The 13,224-nt window shown below is 59.9% G+C and carries 12 protein-coding genes; 2 read left to right on the top strand and 10 right to left on the bottom strand.

Translation table 11 applies throughout. From position 1 onward, the window contains the following. Positions 1-472: 472 nt before the first annotated feature. The 10 genes from BUC40_RS14530 to cspD form a co-directional block, all read right to left on the bottom strand. Positions 473-1,279, bottom strand: coding sequence for a secretin N-terminal domain-containing protein (locus tag BUC40_RS14530; RefSeq protein ID WP_073266893.1), 807 nt, complete (start codon positions 1,277-1,279; stop codon positions 473-475). Between the two features lie 13 nt (positions 1,280-1,292). Then, positions 1,293-1,913, bottom strand: coding sequence for a DUF7931 domain-containing protein (locus BUC40_RS14535; RefSeq protein WP_073266894.1), 621 nt, complete (start codon positions 1,911-1,913; stop codon positions 1,293-1,295). A gap of 38 nt (positions 1,914-1,951) precedes the next feature. Then, entirely contained in the window at positions 1,952-2,374 is a 423-nt protein-coding gene (locus BUC40_RS14540) for a GNAT family N-acetyltransferase (RefSeq protein WP_073266895.1), read from the bottom strand. Beyond that, entirely contained in the window at positions 2,367-3,536 is a 1,170-nt protein-coding gene (locus BUC40_RS14545; RefSeq protein WP_073266896.1) for a ribosomal protein uL16 3-hydroxylase, read from the bottom strand. Before BUC40_RS14545 ends, BUC40_RS14540 begins: the two co-directional genes overlap by 8 nt. Positions 3,537-3,616: 80 nt before the next feature. Then, a complete protein-coding gene (gene purB / locus BUC40_RS14550) occupies positions 3,617-4,987 on the bottom strand; it encodes an adenylosuccinate lyase (RefSeq protein ID WP_073266897.1) in 1,371 nt (456 codons plus the stop codon). Between the two features lie 122 nt (positions 4,988-5,109). Continuing rightward, entirely contained in the window at positions 5,110-5,730 is a 621-nt protein-coding gene (hflD, locus tag BUC40_RS14555; RefSeq protein WP_073266898.1) for a high frequency lysogenization protein HflD, read from the bottom strand. After that, positions 5,727-6,842: a tRNA 2-thiouridine(34) synthase MnmA gene (mnmA, locus tag BUC40_RS14560; RefSeq protein WP_073266899.1), complete on the bottom strand. Its 1,116-nt coding sequence runs from the start codon at positions 6,840-6,842 to the stop codon at positions 5,727-5,729. The genes hflD and mnmA overlap by 4 nt, the downstream gene beginning before the upstream one ends. 83 nt (positions 6,843-6,925) lie before the next feature. Further along, positions 6,926-7,372 (bottom strand): NUDIX hydrolase, encoded by a 447-nt coding sequence (locus BUC40_RS14565; RefSeq protein ID WP_073266900.1) that lies wholly within the window; start codon positions 7,370-7,372, stop codon positions 6,926-6,928. An 80-nt stretch (positions 7,373-7,452) separates the two neighbouring features. After that, positions 7,453-9,681, bottom strand: a complete 2,229-nt coding sequence (locus tag BUC40_RS14570) for an NADP-dependent isocitrate dehydrogenase (protein ID WP_073266901.1) — start codon at positions 9,679-9,681, stop codon at positions 7,453-7,455. A gap of 375 nt (positions 9,682-10,056) precedes the next feature. Next, a complete protein-coding gene (gene cspD, locus BUC40_RS14575; protein ID WP_073266902.1) occupies positions 10,057-10,323 on the bottom strand; it encodes a cold shock domain-containing protein CspD in 267 nt (88 codons plus the stop codon). A 221-nt stretch (positions 10,324-10,544) separates the two neighbouring features. Between cspD and clpS the strand changes: the two genes are divergently transcribed. Continuing rightward, on the top strand, positions 10,545-10,907 hold the full coding sequence (gene clpS, locus BUC40_RS14580; RefSeq protein WP_073266903.1) for an ATP-dependent Clp protease adapter ClpS: 363 nt from the start codon (positions 10,545-10,547) through the stop codon (positions 10,905-10,907). Between the two features lie 28 nt (positions 10,908-10,935). After that, complete coding sequence (gene clpA, locus BUC40_RS14585) at positions 10,936-13,206, top strand: ATP-dependent Clp protease ATP-binding subunit ClpA (RefSeq protein ID WP_073266904.1); 2,271 nt, start codon at positions 10,936-10,938, stop codon at positions 13,204-13,206. Positions 13,207-13,224 lie beyond the last annotated feature (18 nt).

Here is a 13,224-nt window from a genome sequence, read left to right on the forward strand (position 1 = left end):
TCAATCCTTCAAGTGTGTGTTTGGTCGAGCGCCGAACGTCGCGCACAGTCCAGGCGCAGTGCTCGGAGCGAGCTCACCGCAGACGTTGAGAGGAAACCGGAATGAGGAGGGCACTTGGGCCGGGTGGACGAAGCGTATCGTCTGCCACTCACCGGATAGGCGAGCTGGTATGCGTGCAGGCCCGTGGACGCCCTTGGCACTGTGCAGTCAATACGTGAAACGCTTCCCCGTCCCTCAGGACAACCTCGTTCCAGTCGCCATCTCGTCGAACTGCCTTGTGGGCTTAACAACACGAATCGATCTTGCGGTAAGCAAGCATACGACCCGGAGACTCCGTTTCCAGAGCCCCTGATTAGCGGGAGCGAGGCCATCATGCGACCGACGAAAATGTTCGTCAATCGTTTTTGTAGTGTTTTTTTGTGAGTACTACATAAGTCTTAGATCGACCGTACAGTCACCTTTTACGGGGCTTTCAGTCGATCACCTCGACTTTCACGCGCATGCTCATGTCGTCGCGGCCTTCGGTCGAGTAACGTCGCAGGATGCCACTGTTGTCGGCCTGGCTCTGCTCGCTGCTGCCGCCAATACTGATCCATTCACCGACTCGGCCGCTGACTCGGGTGTCGGCTTGCTGGATGTCGATCACCCCGGGTTGTCGCTGACTGACCCGGTCACGGTTGCTGCTGATGTCCAGATGCACAACCTCACCGGCAAGGCTGGCGGTGACGTAGAAGCCCTGGGTGACATTGCGGTATTCAGTGTTGTTGTACACCTGGCCATAAGCATCGCGACTGCGGGTGGTGATTGGTACGCTTTGGCCGACCTGGATCAGTGCCGGATAGCCTTCGCTGGTTTGCACTTGCTGAGTGCCGCCGCCGCGGCTGTCAGTGCTGCGGCGGATGATGCGTGCCTGGTCGCGGCCACCGACTTCGCCACGGCCGATTTCGACCCGGCCATTGCCGGCGCTGACGCTGCCATCGACGCTGTAGCCGCGATCATCACGATAGGTCGATTCGCTGGTGTCCACGCTGATCAGCAAGCGCCGGGGCTGGGTATCGAGTTGGCCGAGCAAGGCGCGAACCTCCTCGATCTTGCCTGGCGAGGCATTGACGATCAGCTGATTACCATACGCGCTGACGCGCCCTTCGTTGCCTAGCGCCGACTGCACCACGGGCAGCAGATCGCCAGCGGTTCGGTAGTTCAGTGGGATGACTTCGGTGGCAGCCAGCGCCGAGAGGCTGAGCGCGAGTAGGGCCGCACCTAGAACATGCCGCTTCATGGCAGAAAGCTCTTCATAACAGGAAACTCCGCAAGTCAGGGTCGGTGATACTTGTGTCCCAGGTTTGATCGAACTGCCGCTGCAGTTGACGCACGCGTGCGGCGTCCTGGTATTTCGCATAGCCGCCAAATTGATCCGGCTCGGGGCGCATCAGTAGGCCAGTATCGTCAGCGAGCAGAAAGGCGCCATCGGGAACGGGATAATCGGGGTGGCAGCGGCGAATCTGCACGCTGCTGGATAGCTTGCGCGATAACCCGATCAGCCGGTGCCCATCGCGGATGGCTCTGCTGCTGTCACGCAGCAGAATGCGCAGCTCGCTATTGCGGTGGCTGAGCGCAAATTGCGTGCATGCCTGGGCAATGCTGCTGTGGTTGTAAAGCCAGGGGTCGAGATCAGGGCTGTAGAGGCATAGCGTGCGCCTGGCCTGCTGCATCAAGGCAAGGGCATGACTGCGCGCCTGATCGGGAAGGCTGAAGCGCTGGAGCGCCTGCTCGCTGCCGAGTGCGAAGGGGGCGGGCTCCCAGGCAGCCGGCGTTGGCAGCTGGCTGTCCGGGTTGTGAGAGGTGAAGCGCCCGGGTGACTCGAACTCGATCAGCTCGAGCGCGTTGTCATCGGGCGTGTGTTCATCGTTCATGCTCACCTCTGTGGCATCCATGCGCGCCACAGCTCGAATCAGCTGCTGCGCACCATGTCGACGTGGGGAATGCCTGCTTCTAGATATTCGTCACTCACTACAGTGAAGCCCAGCTTTTCATAGAACGGCGTTGCCTGCACCTGGGCGCTGAGCATTTGCTGATTCAGGCCACGTTTCTCCGCTTCGGCGATCACCGCCTGCAGCAGTGCTTCGCCGACCTTGAGGCCGCGCCAGTCCTTGAGCACCGACACCCGGCCGATCTGGCCGTCGGCAAGCAAACGCGCCGTGCCGATCGGGTAATCGCCTTCGCAGGCGAGGAAATGCACGGCATCACTGTCTTCGGCGTCCCATTCCAATTCAGGCGGCACTGCCTGTTCAGCAACGAATACCGTTTCGCGGATGCGGCGCAGTTCTTCGTAATCCTTGTGCCAGTCGGCGATGCGTACGTGCAGGTCATTCATCGGCAGCAAACTCCAGACTTCCTTGTTTAGTCAGTTCGAGAACCAATTCCCGAGCTTCGTCATTGGCGATCCATGGGCCAAGATTTTCCAAATGCAGGGCGTCGGCCGAGCAGATCAATTTCAACAGCTCACGCAGGCTAGCGGAAACCAAGCGGCTCTGCCCGCTGGCGAACAGCACCAGATCTTCACCGACTTCCGACCAGGCCATGCGCGCACTGGGGTTGCGGATCATCACGGCGCCGTCTTCCAGATGATCGAGGAAGCCGTCTTCGTCAATTTCGATGCCGGCGATCAGCTCCGGGTAACGCGGCTCTGTCATGAACTGGCCGAACCAGGTCATCAGCAGGCGCTCGTCGCTCATGTGCTCGGCGAGCAGCGCCTTGAGGCGATCCAGGGCGTCGCGCTGGATTTCGTTGGGGTCACTGACCGGCGCAGTGCCAGCGTCGCTGTAGCGCGTTTCATCGGGCAGGAACTGGCCAAGAAAATCAGTGAAATGGGTCAGTACTTCGGCCGCGCTGGGTGCGCGGAAACCCACGGAATAAGTCATGCAATCGTCCTCGGCGGTGCCACAGTGGGCCAGGAGCGGCGGCAGATAGAGCATATCGCCGGGCTCGAGCACCCATTCTTCAGTTTGATCAAATTGGGCCAGGATCTTCATGTCCAGATCCGGCAGCAGCGGGCTCTGCGCGTCGCACATCTGGCCGATCTGCCAGCGGCGACGACCATGAGCCTGCAGGAGAAACACGTCGTAGTTGTCGTAATGCGGACCAACTCCGCCACCTGGTGCGGCGAAGCTGATCATCACGTCGTCGATACGCCATTTGGGCAAGAACTTGAATTGCTCCAACAGCTCGGCGACTTCAGGCACGAACTGATCGACGGCTTGCACCAGCAGTGTCCAGTCGCGCTCGGGAAGCTCGGAGAAGGCGTCCTCTGCGAACGGGCCGCGGCGCACTTCCCATGGCGTCTCGCCATGCTCGATTACCAGGCGCGACTCGACTTCTTCCTCTAGGGCCAAGCCGGCCAGTTCGTCCGGAGAAATGGGACTTTCAAAATCGCTAATGGCCTGGCGCACCAGCAGGGGCTTCTTCTGCCAGTAGTCGCGCAGAAATTCACGTGCGCTCAGGCCGCCCAATAGCTGAAGAGGAACATCAGGATTCATCTGTAAGTCCTTGATATTTATTAAAGCGTATAAAAAGAAACGCCCGGCTTCAGCCGGGCGTCCTTGGGGCCGAAGGCCGTTTAGATGCGCTTGGCCTGAGCCACGGCATTACCGATGTAGTTAGCTGGCGTGAGCTGCTTGAGCTCTTCCTTGGCCTGTTGCGGCATATCCAGGCCATCGATGAAGGCGAGCAAGGCGTCAGGGGTGATGCCTTTACCACGGGTCAGCTCTTTGAGCTTCTCGTAGGGGTTCTCGATGGCGTAGCGACGCATGACGGTCTGGATCGGCTCGGCGAGCACTTCCCAGCACGCGTTCAGGTCTTCAGAGATGCGTTGAGCATTGAGCTCCAACTTACTGATTCCCTTGAGGCTTGCCTCGTAGGCTATCACGCTATGAGCGAAGCCAACGCCGAGGTTACGCAGTACGGTGGAGTCGGTCAGGTCGCGCTGCCAGCGCGAGATCGGCAGCTTGCTGGCAAGGTGCTGGAACAGCGCGTTGGCGATACCGAGGTTGCCTTCGGAGTTTTCGAAGTCGATCGGGTTGACCTTGTGCGGCATGGTCGACGAGCCGATTTCTCCTGCGATGGTCTTCTGCTTGAAGTAACCCAGGGAGATGTAGCCCCACACATCACGATCGAAGTCGATGAGGATGGTGTTGAAGCGCGCGATGGCATCGAACAACTCGGCAATGTAGTCGTGCGGCTCGATCTGCGTGGTGTAGGGGTTCCACTGCAGGCCAAGGTCACCTTCGATGAACTGGCGAGCATTGGCTTCCCAGTCGATCTGCGGGTAGGCCGACAGGTGAGCGTTGTAGTTGCCCACTGCACCATTGATCTTGCCCAGCAGCGGCACGGCAGCGATTTGCACGATCTGACGCTCAAGTCGATAGACGACGTTGGCCAGCTCTTTACCCAGGGTGGTCGGCGAGGCCGGTTGGCCGTGGGTGCGCGACAGCATCGGCACGTCAGCGAATTTCACCGACAGCTCACGGATGGCAGTCGCGATCTGGCGCATCAAGGGCAGCAGCACGTTGTCGCGGCCTTCGCGCAGCATCAGGGCGTGGGACAGGTTGTTGATGTCCTCACTGGTGCAGGCGAAGTGGATGAACTCGCTGACCTTGTCCAGTTCCGGCAGCTTGGCCGCTTGTTCCTTGAGCAGATACTCCACGGCTTTGACATCGTGGTTGGTGGTGCGCTCGATTTCCTTGACGCGTTCGGCGTGCTCGACCGCGAAGTTCTCGGCCAGCTCGTTGAGCAGCGCGTTGGCTTCGGCAGAGAAGGGCGCGACTTCGCTCACGCCTTCATGGGCGGCGAGGCGCTGCAGCCAGCGGACTTCAACCTGGACGCGGAAACGAATCAGGCCGTATTCGCTGAAAATGGGGCGCAGGGCGCTGGTTTTGCCGGCATAGCGGCCATCTACGGGCGAAACCGCGGTGAGCGAGGAAAGCTGCATGGGAGGCGTTCTCGGACGGTCGGGCGATGAAAAGGGCGCATATCATACACGAATTGGGGCGGCTTTCAGTGCAGCCGCCGAGTCATTCGACGAGTGAGATGCACATGGAGTCGGTGTGAAAATCAGCCACGCAGCATCGGGTACAGCTCGCGCAGCAATTTGCGGCGGCTGAACACCAGCTGCCAGCGATGCCCGCCGAGCTGACGCCACAGGCGCGCCGAGCGAATGCCGGCGAGCAACAGTGCGCGTATTTTCGAGGCATTGGCCGGCTGTTGCAGAAAGCGGCTGTCGCCCTGCACCTGGATGCGCTGCTTGAAGGTGCTGATGGTGTCCTGATACAACGCGCCGCACGAGGAGATGACGTTCTCGTGGCCAATGCCGAAGTGGTCGGCCTGGCTCTGGATCTGGTCCAGACGGTTGCCCATCAACTGCAGCAGATCGCCGCGCTTGTCGAGTTGGCGCTCGAGGCCGAGCAGGGCAAGGGCATAGCGCAGCGGCTCACGCTGCAGGCTGGTAGGGTCGCGCTCCAAGGCGCTGACCAGGGCGCGGTAGCCCTCGCGCAGGTTCAAGTCATCGCCGCCGTATACGTCCAGCGTGCCATTGGCGTCACGCACCAGCAGGCTGCCGATCAGGCAAGTTACTTCGCTTTCGGCGGCTTGGCCGGTCTTGGCGATCTTGTCGACCATTACTGCAGCTTGAAACACTGCGCCGAGTGCAATCAGCTGTTCTTGAATAGGGTTCATCGTAGGGCGCCCTCGCTCCAAGGCTCGGCGCTTTCGATCACGCCGCCGCCAAGGCAGACATCGCCTTCATAAAACACTACGGACTGGCCAGGCGTTACAGCGCGTTGTGGTTGATCGAAGGTAGCGCGGTAGCCGTCGGCGCTACGCTCCAGCGTGCAGGTCTGATCGGCCTGCCGATAGCGCACCTTGGCGGTCAGTTGGCGCGGCGCATCCAGCTCGATGGGGTTGACCCAGTAAATCTGCGAGGCGAGCAAGGCGCGGGAGAACAGCCACGGATGCTCATTACCCTGGCCGACCACCAGCACATTGCGAGTCAGGTCCTTGTGCAGCACATACCACGGCTCGTCGCTGGCATCCTTGAGGCCGCCGATGCCCAGCCCCTGGCGCTGGCCGATGGTGTGATACATCAGGCCGTGGTGCTTGCCGATCACATCGCCTTCGGTGGTTTCGATATTGCCTGGCTGCGCCGGCAGGTACTGTTTGAGGAAATCACTGAAGCGGCGCTCACCAATGAAACAGATACCGGTGGAATCCTTTTTCTTGGCAGTGGCCAGCTCGTATTTTTCGGCGATTGCGCGAACTTGCGGTTTTTCCAGCTCGCCAACCGGGAACAAGGTCTTGGCGATCTGTTCACCGCCTACGGCATGCAGGAAGTAGCTCTGATCCTTGTTCGGATCGAGGCCCTTGAGCAGTTCACTGCGGCCGTCGATATCGCGGCGTTGCACGTAATGGCCGGTGGCGATCAGGTCGGCACCGAGCATTAGGGCGTAGTCGAGGAACGCCTTGAACTTGATCTCGCGGTTACACAGGATGTCCGGGTTGGGCGTGCGGCCTGCCTTGTACTCGGCCAGGAAGTGCTCGAACACGTTGTCCCAGTACTCGGCGGCAAAGTTGGCGGTGTGTAGCTTGATGCCGATGCGATCGCACACGGCTTGGGCATCGGCCAGGTCGTCCATGGCGGTGCAATATTCGGTGCCGTCGTCTTCGTCCCAGTTCTTCATGAACAGACCTTCGACCTGATAGCCCTGTTCGAGCAGCAGCAGGGCCGAGACGGAGGAGTCGACGCCGCCGGACATGCCGACGATTACGCGCTGGGAGGCTGGATCTTGCATGGTCGGAATCAATACAGGCTTCAAAGGGGCGAGATTCTAACAGGATGCGCGGCGCGTTTCAGTCTGCCGCGCACGAGCGGCTTTCACATGGGGTCGTGGATGAGGCTCACTGGGAAGCGGGCACCCGCCAGGTAGTCATCCAGGCAGCGCAATACCAGCTCGCTGCGCAGGCGGTCGCGCTCGGCCAGCAGTTCGTCGTATGTGAGCCAGCGAATGCCGCTGATGTCGCTGTCCAGTGCACGCTCGGCATGGTGCTCTACCAGGTCGGCGACGAAGCAGATACGTTGATAGGTCACGCCGTTGCTCGGCGCGGTGTACAGGTAGATGCCGGTGACGCCGGTCAGCTCGACGTCGCAGCCGGTCTCCTCGAGCGTTTCGCGCACGGCTGCCTGCTGCAGGCTTTCCTTCGGTTCCAGGTGGCCGGCGGGCTGGTTGAGCACCAGGCGGCCACCTTTCAGCTCTTCGACGAACAGAAAGCGCCCCTCGTGTTCGACGATGGTGGCCACGGTGACATGTGCGTGCCAGGTCATGCTGACTCCTTTTCGAATTCTGAAAACGACAACCCCGGCGCAAGGCCGGGGTTGTCGGTATCGCTAGATCAGCGCATTACTTAAGCCAGCGAGGCCAGAGCTGCGTTGAGGGTCGCACTCGGACGCATGACTTTTTCGGTCAGCTCCTTGTTCGGCGCGTAGTAGCCACCGATTTCGGCTGGCTTGCCCTGTACGGCGCCCAGCTCGGCAACGATCTTGGCTTCGTTGTCGCTCAGTGCCTTGGCCAGCGGGGCGAACTGCGCTTGCAGGGCGGCATCTTCGCTCTGTGCTGCCAGAGCCTGAGCCCAGTACAGCGCCAGGTAGAAGTGGCTGCCACGGTTGTCGATACCACCGACCTTGCGCGCAGGCGACTTGTCGTTGTCGAGGAACTGACCGGTGGCCTGATCCAGGGTCTTGCTCAGCACCAGTGCTTTCGGGTTGTCGTAGGTGTTGCCCAGGTGCTCCAGGGAAGCAGCCAGAGCCAGGAACTCACCCAGCGAATCCCAGCGCAGGAAGTTTTCTTCAACCAGTTGCTGTACGTGCTTTGGCGCGGAACCGCCGGCGCCGGTTTCGAACAGGCCACCGCCGTTCATCAGCGGGACGATCGACAGCATCTTGGCGCTGGTGCCCAGTTCCATGATCGGGAACAGGTCAGTCAGGTAGTCACGTAGTACGTTGCCGGTCACCGAGATGGTGTCCTTGCCGTCGCGGATACGAGCCAGGGAGAACTTGATGGCTTCAACAGGGGCGAGGATGCGGATGTCCAAACCACTGGTGTCGTGATCCTTCAGGTACTTCTCGACCTTCTTGATCATTTCAGCGTCGTGAGCACGAGCCGGGTCCAGCCAGAACACCGCCGGGGTGTTGCTCAGGCGAGCGCGGTTGACCGCCAGCTTGACCCAGTCCTGGATCGGGGCGTCTTTGGTCTGGCACATGCGGAAGATGTCGCCTTCCTCAACGTTCTGCTCCATCAGCACCTTGCCGTTGGCATCGCTGACGCGAACCACGCCGTTGGCCTGGATCTGGAAGGTCTTGTCGTGGGAGCCGTACTCTTCGGCTTTCTGCGCCATCAGACCAACGTTCGGCACGCTGCCCATGGTGGTCGGGTTGAAAGCCCCATTGGCTTTGCAATCTTCGATCACGGCCTGGTAGATACCGGCATAGCAACGATCAGGGATCACAGCCTTGGCATCTTGCAGCTCGCCAGCGGTATTCCACATGCGGCCAGAGTCACGAATCATCGCCGGCATCGAGGCGTCGACGATCACGTCGCTCGGCACGTGCAGGTTGGTGATGCCCTTGTCGGAGTTGACCATCGCCAGCGCCGGACGAGCGGCGTAAACGGCATTGATGTCAGCTTCGATTTCAGCTTGCTTGTCGGCTGGCAGCTTCTTGATGACTGCGTACAGGTCACCAATACCGTTGTTCAGGTTCAGGCCGGCTTCCTGCAGGACCGCAGCGTGCTTGTCCAGTGCCGACTTGTAGAACTCGGCGACGATCTGGCCGAAGATGATCGGGTCGGAGACCTTCATCATGGTGGCTTTCAGGTGAACCGAGAACAGCACGCCTTGTTTCTTGGCGTCTTCGATTTGAGCGGCGATGAAGCTGCGTAGGGCCTTCTTGCTCAGCACCGAGCAATCCAGGACTTCGTCAGCCAGAACCGAGGTTTTCTCTTTCAGCACAGTGGAGCTGCCGTCGGCGCCGATCAGTTCGATCTTCACACTGCCTTTAGCGTCGATCAGGGCTGCTTTTTCGCTGCCGTAGAAATCACCGCTTTCCATGTGTGCCACATGGGACTTGGAGTCGGCGGCCCAGGCGCCCATCTTGTGCGGGTGCTTGCGGGCGTAGTTCTTGACCGACAGCGGGGCGCGGCGATCGGAGTTGCCTTCACGCAGAACCGGGTTCACGGCGCTGCCCTTGACCTTGTCGTAGCGGCTGCGGATGTCGCGGGCCTGTTCGCTGTCGTCGGCATCCGGGTAGTCGGGCAGGGCATAACCCTGGCTCTGCAGTTCCTTGATGGCAGCCTTGAGCTGCGGCACAGAGGCACTGATGTTCGGCAGTTTGATGATGTTGGCTTCTGGCGTTGTAGCCAGCGCGCCCAGCTCGGCAAGGTGGTCGCCCTGTTTCTGCGCGTCGGTCAGATACTCGGGGAACAGCGCCAGGATACGGCCAGCCAGCGAAATGTCGCGGGTCTCGACGGCGATATCGGAAGAGGCGGTGAAGGCTTTGACGATGGGGAGCAGGGAGTAGGTCGCGAGCGCTGGGGCTTCGTCGGTGAGGGTGTAAATGATCTTCGAGCGTGTGGTCATATTTGATTTAACTCTCTCTTTACTGAACTTGCACGGCACTGATCCGGGTGAGGTGGCTTCTGGCCACAGCGCGGCATCAATGATGTGAATTCGAAGTTCCATCCCGATGATGTTGGGTGCCGCAATCGACCTACAGCGATACTGATCGCCTCAGAGGGCCGCGCGGCGGATGCTGGAAGCCGTACTCCAGGCAAATGCGCCCTTATGACTACTCAGTCAGCGCCCGAGTATATCAAAACAGGCTGCCGAGTTGCGCACAGGCGTCTATCGAACAGGCTGCCGACTTTTTGCAGGCCTTTCCGCGCGACGTCGAAAGCTGCTTTGGAGGCATAAAAAACCGGCCTTAAAGCCGGTTTTGGTAAGTGGTACGGTATATCAGGCTTCGACGGGGGCAGCCTGAGCTCTGCTTGCAGCCGGTGCGCTGACCTCGCTAGCGGTCTGTGCGGCGCTGATATTTACGGCGTGCAGACCTTTGGGGCCCTGAATGATATCGAAGCTGACGGCCTGGCCGGCCTTGAGGGTTTTGTACCCATCCATCTGGATGGCCGAGTAATGGGCGAACAGGTCCTCATCTCGGCCGTCAGCCAGGATGAATCCGTAGCCTTTGGCGTTGTTGAACCACTTGACCTTACCACTTAGCATGCCGATATCCCTCTGCAAGGAACCCCATTGCTGGAGTATCATCCACATTAGATCCAGCGCTCACGGGGTTTCCCTGTAAGCGCAAGCCCTTTCGCCCCGTAGGGGTATCTGTTGGTTGTAACACCCTTTTGCCGATAGTCAAGGCAGCGCACGAAACGACGATAAACGGGTCTGACTTTTTGCGACCCGCACCACTCACCTCCACGAACCTTTTATCCAGCATGCATGCAAGTAGCCAGATTCGACTAACATTCAATCAGGATCGACCCGCACCGCATGAGGACGACTCTTCAGGCTTGGCCGTCGAGGAGTCCAAGCCGGCATTGCAGGCGCCTCCGCTCTATAAGGTGGTCTTGTTCAATGATGACTACACCCCCATGGATTTCGTGGTCGAGATACTTGAGACCTTCTTCAACCTCAATCGCGAGGTGGCGACCAAGATCATGTTGACCGTGCACACTGAAGGTCGCGCCGTTTGCGGGCTCTACACCCGCGATATCGCCGAGACCAAGGCCGCGCAAGTCAACCAGTACGCGCGGGAAAGCCAGCATCCATTACTCTGTGAAATCGAGAAGGACGGTTAACGCCGGCCCTTGGGCATGAGGTGAAGCTATGTTAAATCGAGAGCTCGAAGTCACCCTCAATCTTGCCTTCAAGGAGGCACGCGCAAAGCGTCATGAATTCATGACGGTAGAGCACCTCCTGCTGGCTCTTCTGGACAATGAGGCAGCTGCCAGCGTGCTGCGCGCCTGTGGCGCCAGTCTGGACAAGCTGCGCAGCGATCTGCAGGAGTTCATCGACTCCACCACGCCGCTTATCCCCCAGCATGACGAAGATCGCGAAACTCAGCCGACGCTGGGCTTCCAGCGTGTGCTGCAGCGTGCGGTATTCCACGTGCAAAGCTCCGGCAAGCGTGAAGTGACCGGCGCTAACGTGCTGGTGGCGATTTTCAGCGAGCAGGAAAGCCAGGCCGTGTTTCTGCTCAAGCAGCAGAGCGTCGCGCGCATCGACGTGGTCAACTTCATCGCGCATGGCATTTCCAAGGTGCCAGGACAGGGCGCGTCACCAGATTCCGAGCAGGAAATGCCGGATGAAGAGGGTGGTGAGTCGTCTTCGTCCAGTAATCCGCTGGATGCCTATGCCAGCAATCTCAACGAACTGGCTCGCCAGGGTCGTATCGATCCGTTGGTTGGCCGCGAACACGAAGTCGAGCGTGTCGCACAGATTCTTGCGCGTCGTCGCAAGAACAATCCACTGCTGGTCGGTGAGGCCGGTGTCGGCAAGACCGCAATCGCCGAGGGCCTGGCCAAGCGCATCGTCGACAATCAGGTACCTGATCTGCTCGCCGAAGCCGTGGTTTATTCCCTGGATCTGGGCGCACTGCTCGCAGGCACCAAGTACCGTGGCGACTTCGAAAAGCGCCTCAAGGCGCTGTTGACCGAGCTGCGCAAACGCCCACACGCGATCCTGTTCATCGATGAGATTCACACCATCATCGGTGCAGGTGCAGCGTCAGGCGGCGTAATGGATGCCTCCAACCTGCTCAAGCCGGCACTGTCGTCGGGTGAGATCCGTTGCATTGGCTCCACCACGTTCCAGGAATTTCGCGGCATCTTCGAGAAGGATCGTGCGTTGGCGAGACGCTTCCAGAAGGTCGATGTGGTCGAGCCGTCCGTAGAAGACACCATTGGCATCCTCAAGGGCCTCAAAGGGCGCTTCGAGCAGCACCATGACATCGAATACAGCGATGAAGCGCTACGCGCCGCTGCAGAACTGGCCTCGCGCTACATCAATGATCGACACATGCCGGACAAAGCCATTGATGTGATCGACGAGGCGGGTGCCTTCCAGCGCCTGCAGCCGCAGGACAAGCGCCTCAAGCGCATCGACGTTCCGCAGGTCGAAGACATCGTCGCCAAGATCGCGCGCATTCCGCCAAAGCACGTCAGCAGCTCCGACAAGGAATTGCTGCGTAATCTGGAGCGTGACCTCAAGTTGACTGTGTTCGGCCAGGACGCTGCCATCGACTCGCTGGCCACCGCCATCAAACTGTCGCGCGCAGGCCTCAAGGCGCCGGACAAGCCGGTTGGCTCGTTCCTGTTCGCCGGCCCGACCGGTGTCGGCAAGACCGAGGCGGCGCGTCAGCTGTCCAAGGCGCTGGGTGTTGAGTTGGTGCGTTTCGATATGTCCGAGTACATGGAGCGTCATACCGTTTCGCGTCTGATCGGTGCGCCGCCCGGCTATGTCGGTTTCGACCAGGGTGGCTTGCTGACCGAGGCGATCACTAAACAGCCGCATTGCGTGCTCCTGCTCGATGAAATCGAGAAGGCGCATCCGGAAGTCTTCAACCTGCTGCTGCAGGTCATGGATCACGGCACGCTCACCGATAACAACGGGCGTAAGGCGGATTTCCGCAACGTCATCCTGATCATGACCACCAACGCCGGCGCCGAAACTGCGTCGCGGGCATCGATCGGCTTCACGTATCAGGATCACTCGTCCGATGCCATGGAAGTCATCAAAAAGAGCTTTACCCCGGAGTTCCGCAACCGTCTGGACACAATCATCCAGTTCGGCCGACTCAGTCACGAAACGATCAAGAGCATCGTCGACAAGTTTCTCATCGAGCTGCAGGCGCAGCTCGAAGATAAACGCGTCATGCTCGAGGTCAGCAATGCTGCGCGTGACTGGCTGGCAGAACAGGGCTATGACGTACAAATGGGGGCTCGGCCAATGGCTCGCCTCATTCAGGATCGCATCAAGCGACCACTAGCGGAGGAGATCCTCTTTGGCGAACTCTCCGAGCACGGCGGCACGGTGCATGTGAATCTCGAGAATGGCGAGCTGACGTTCGACTTCGAGACAACAGCGGAAATGGCCTGAAACTGACAAAGGGCGCTT

The organism is Phytopseudomonas punonensis (genome assembly GCF_900142655.1).
Taxonomy (GTDB): Bacteria; Pseudomonadota; Gammaproteobacteria; order Pseudomonadales; family Pseudomonadaceae; genus Aquipseudomonas; species Aquipseudomonas punonensis.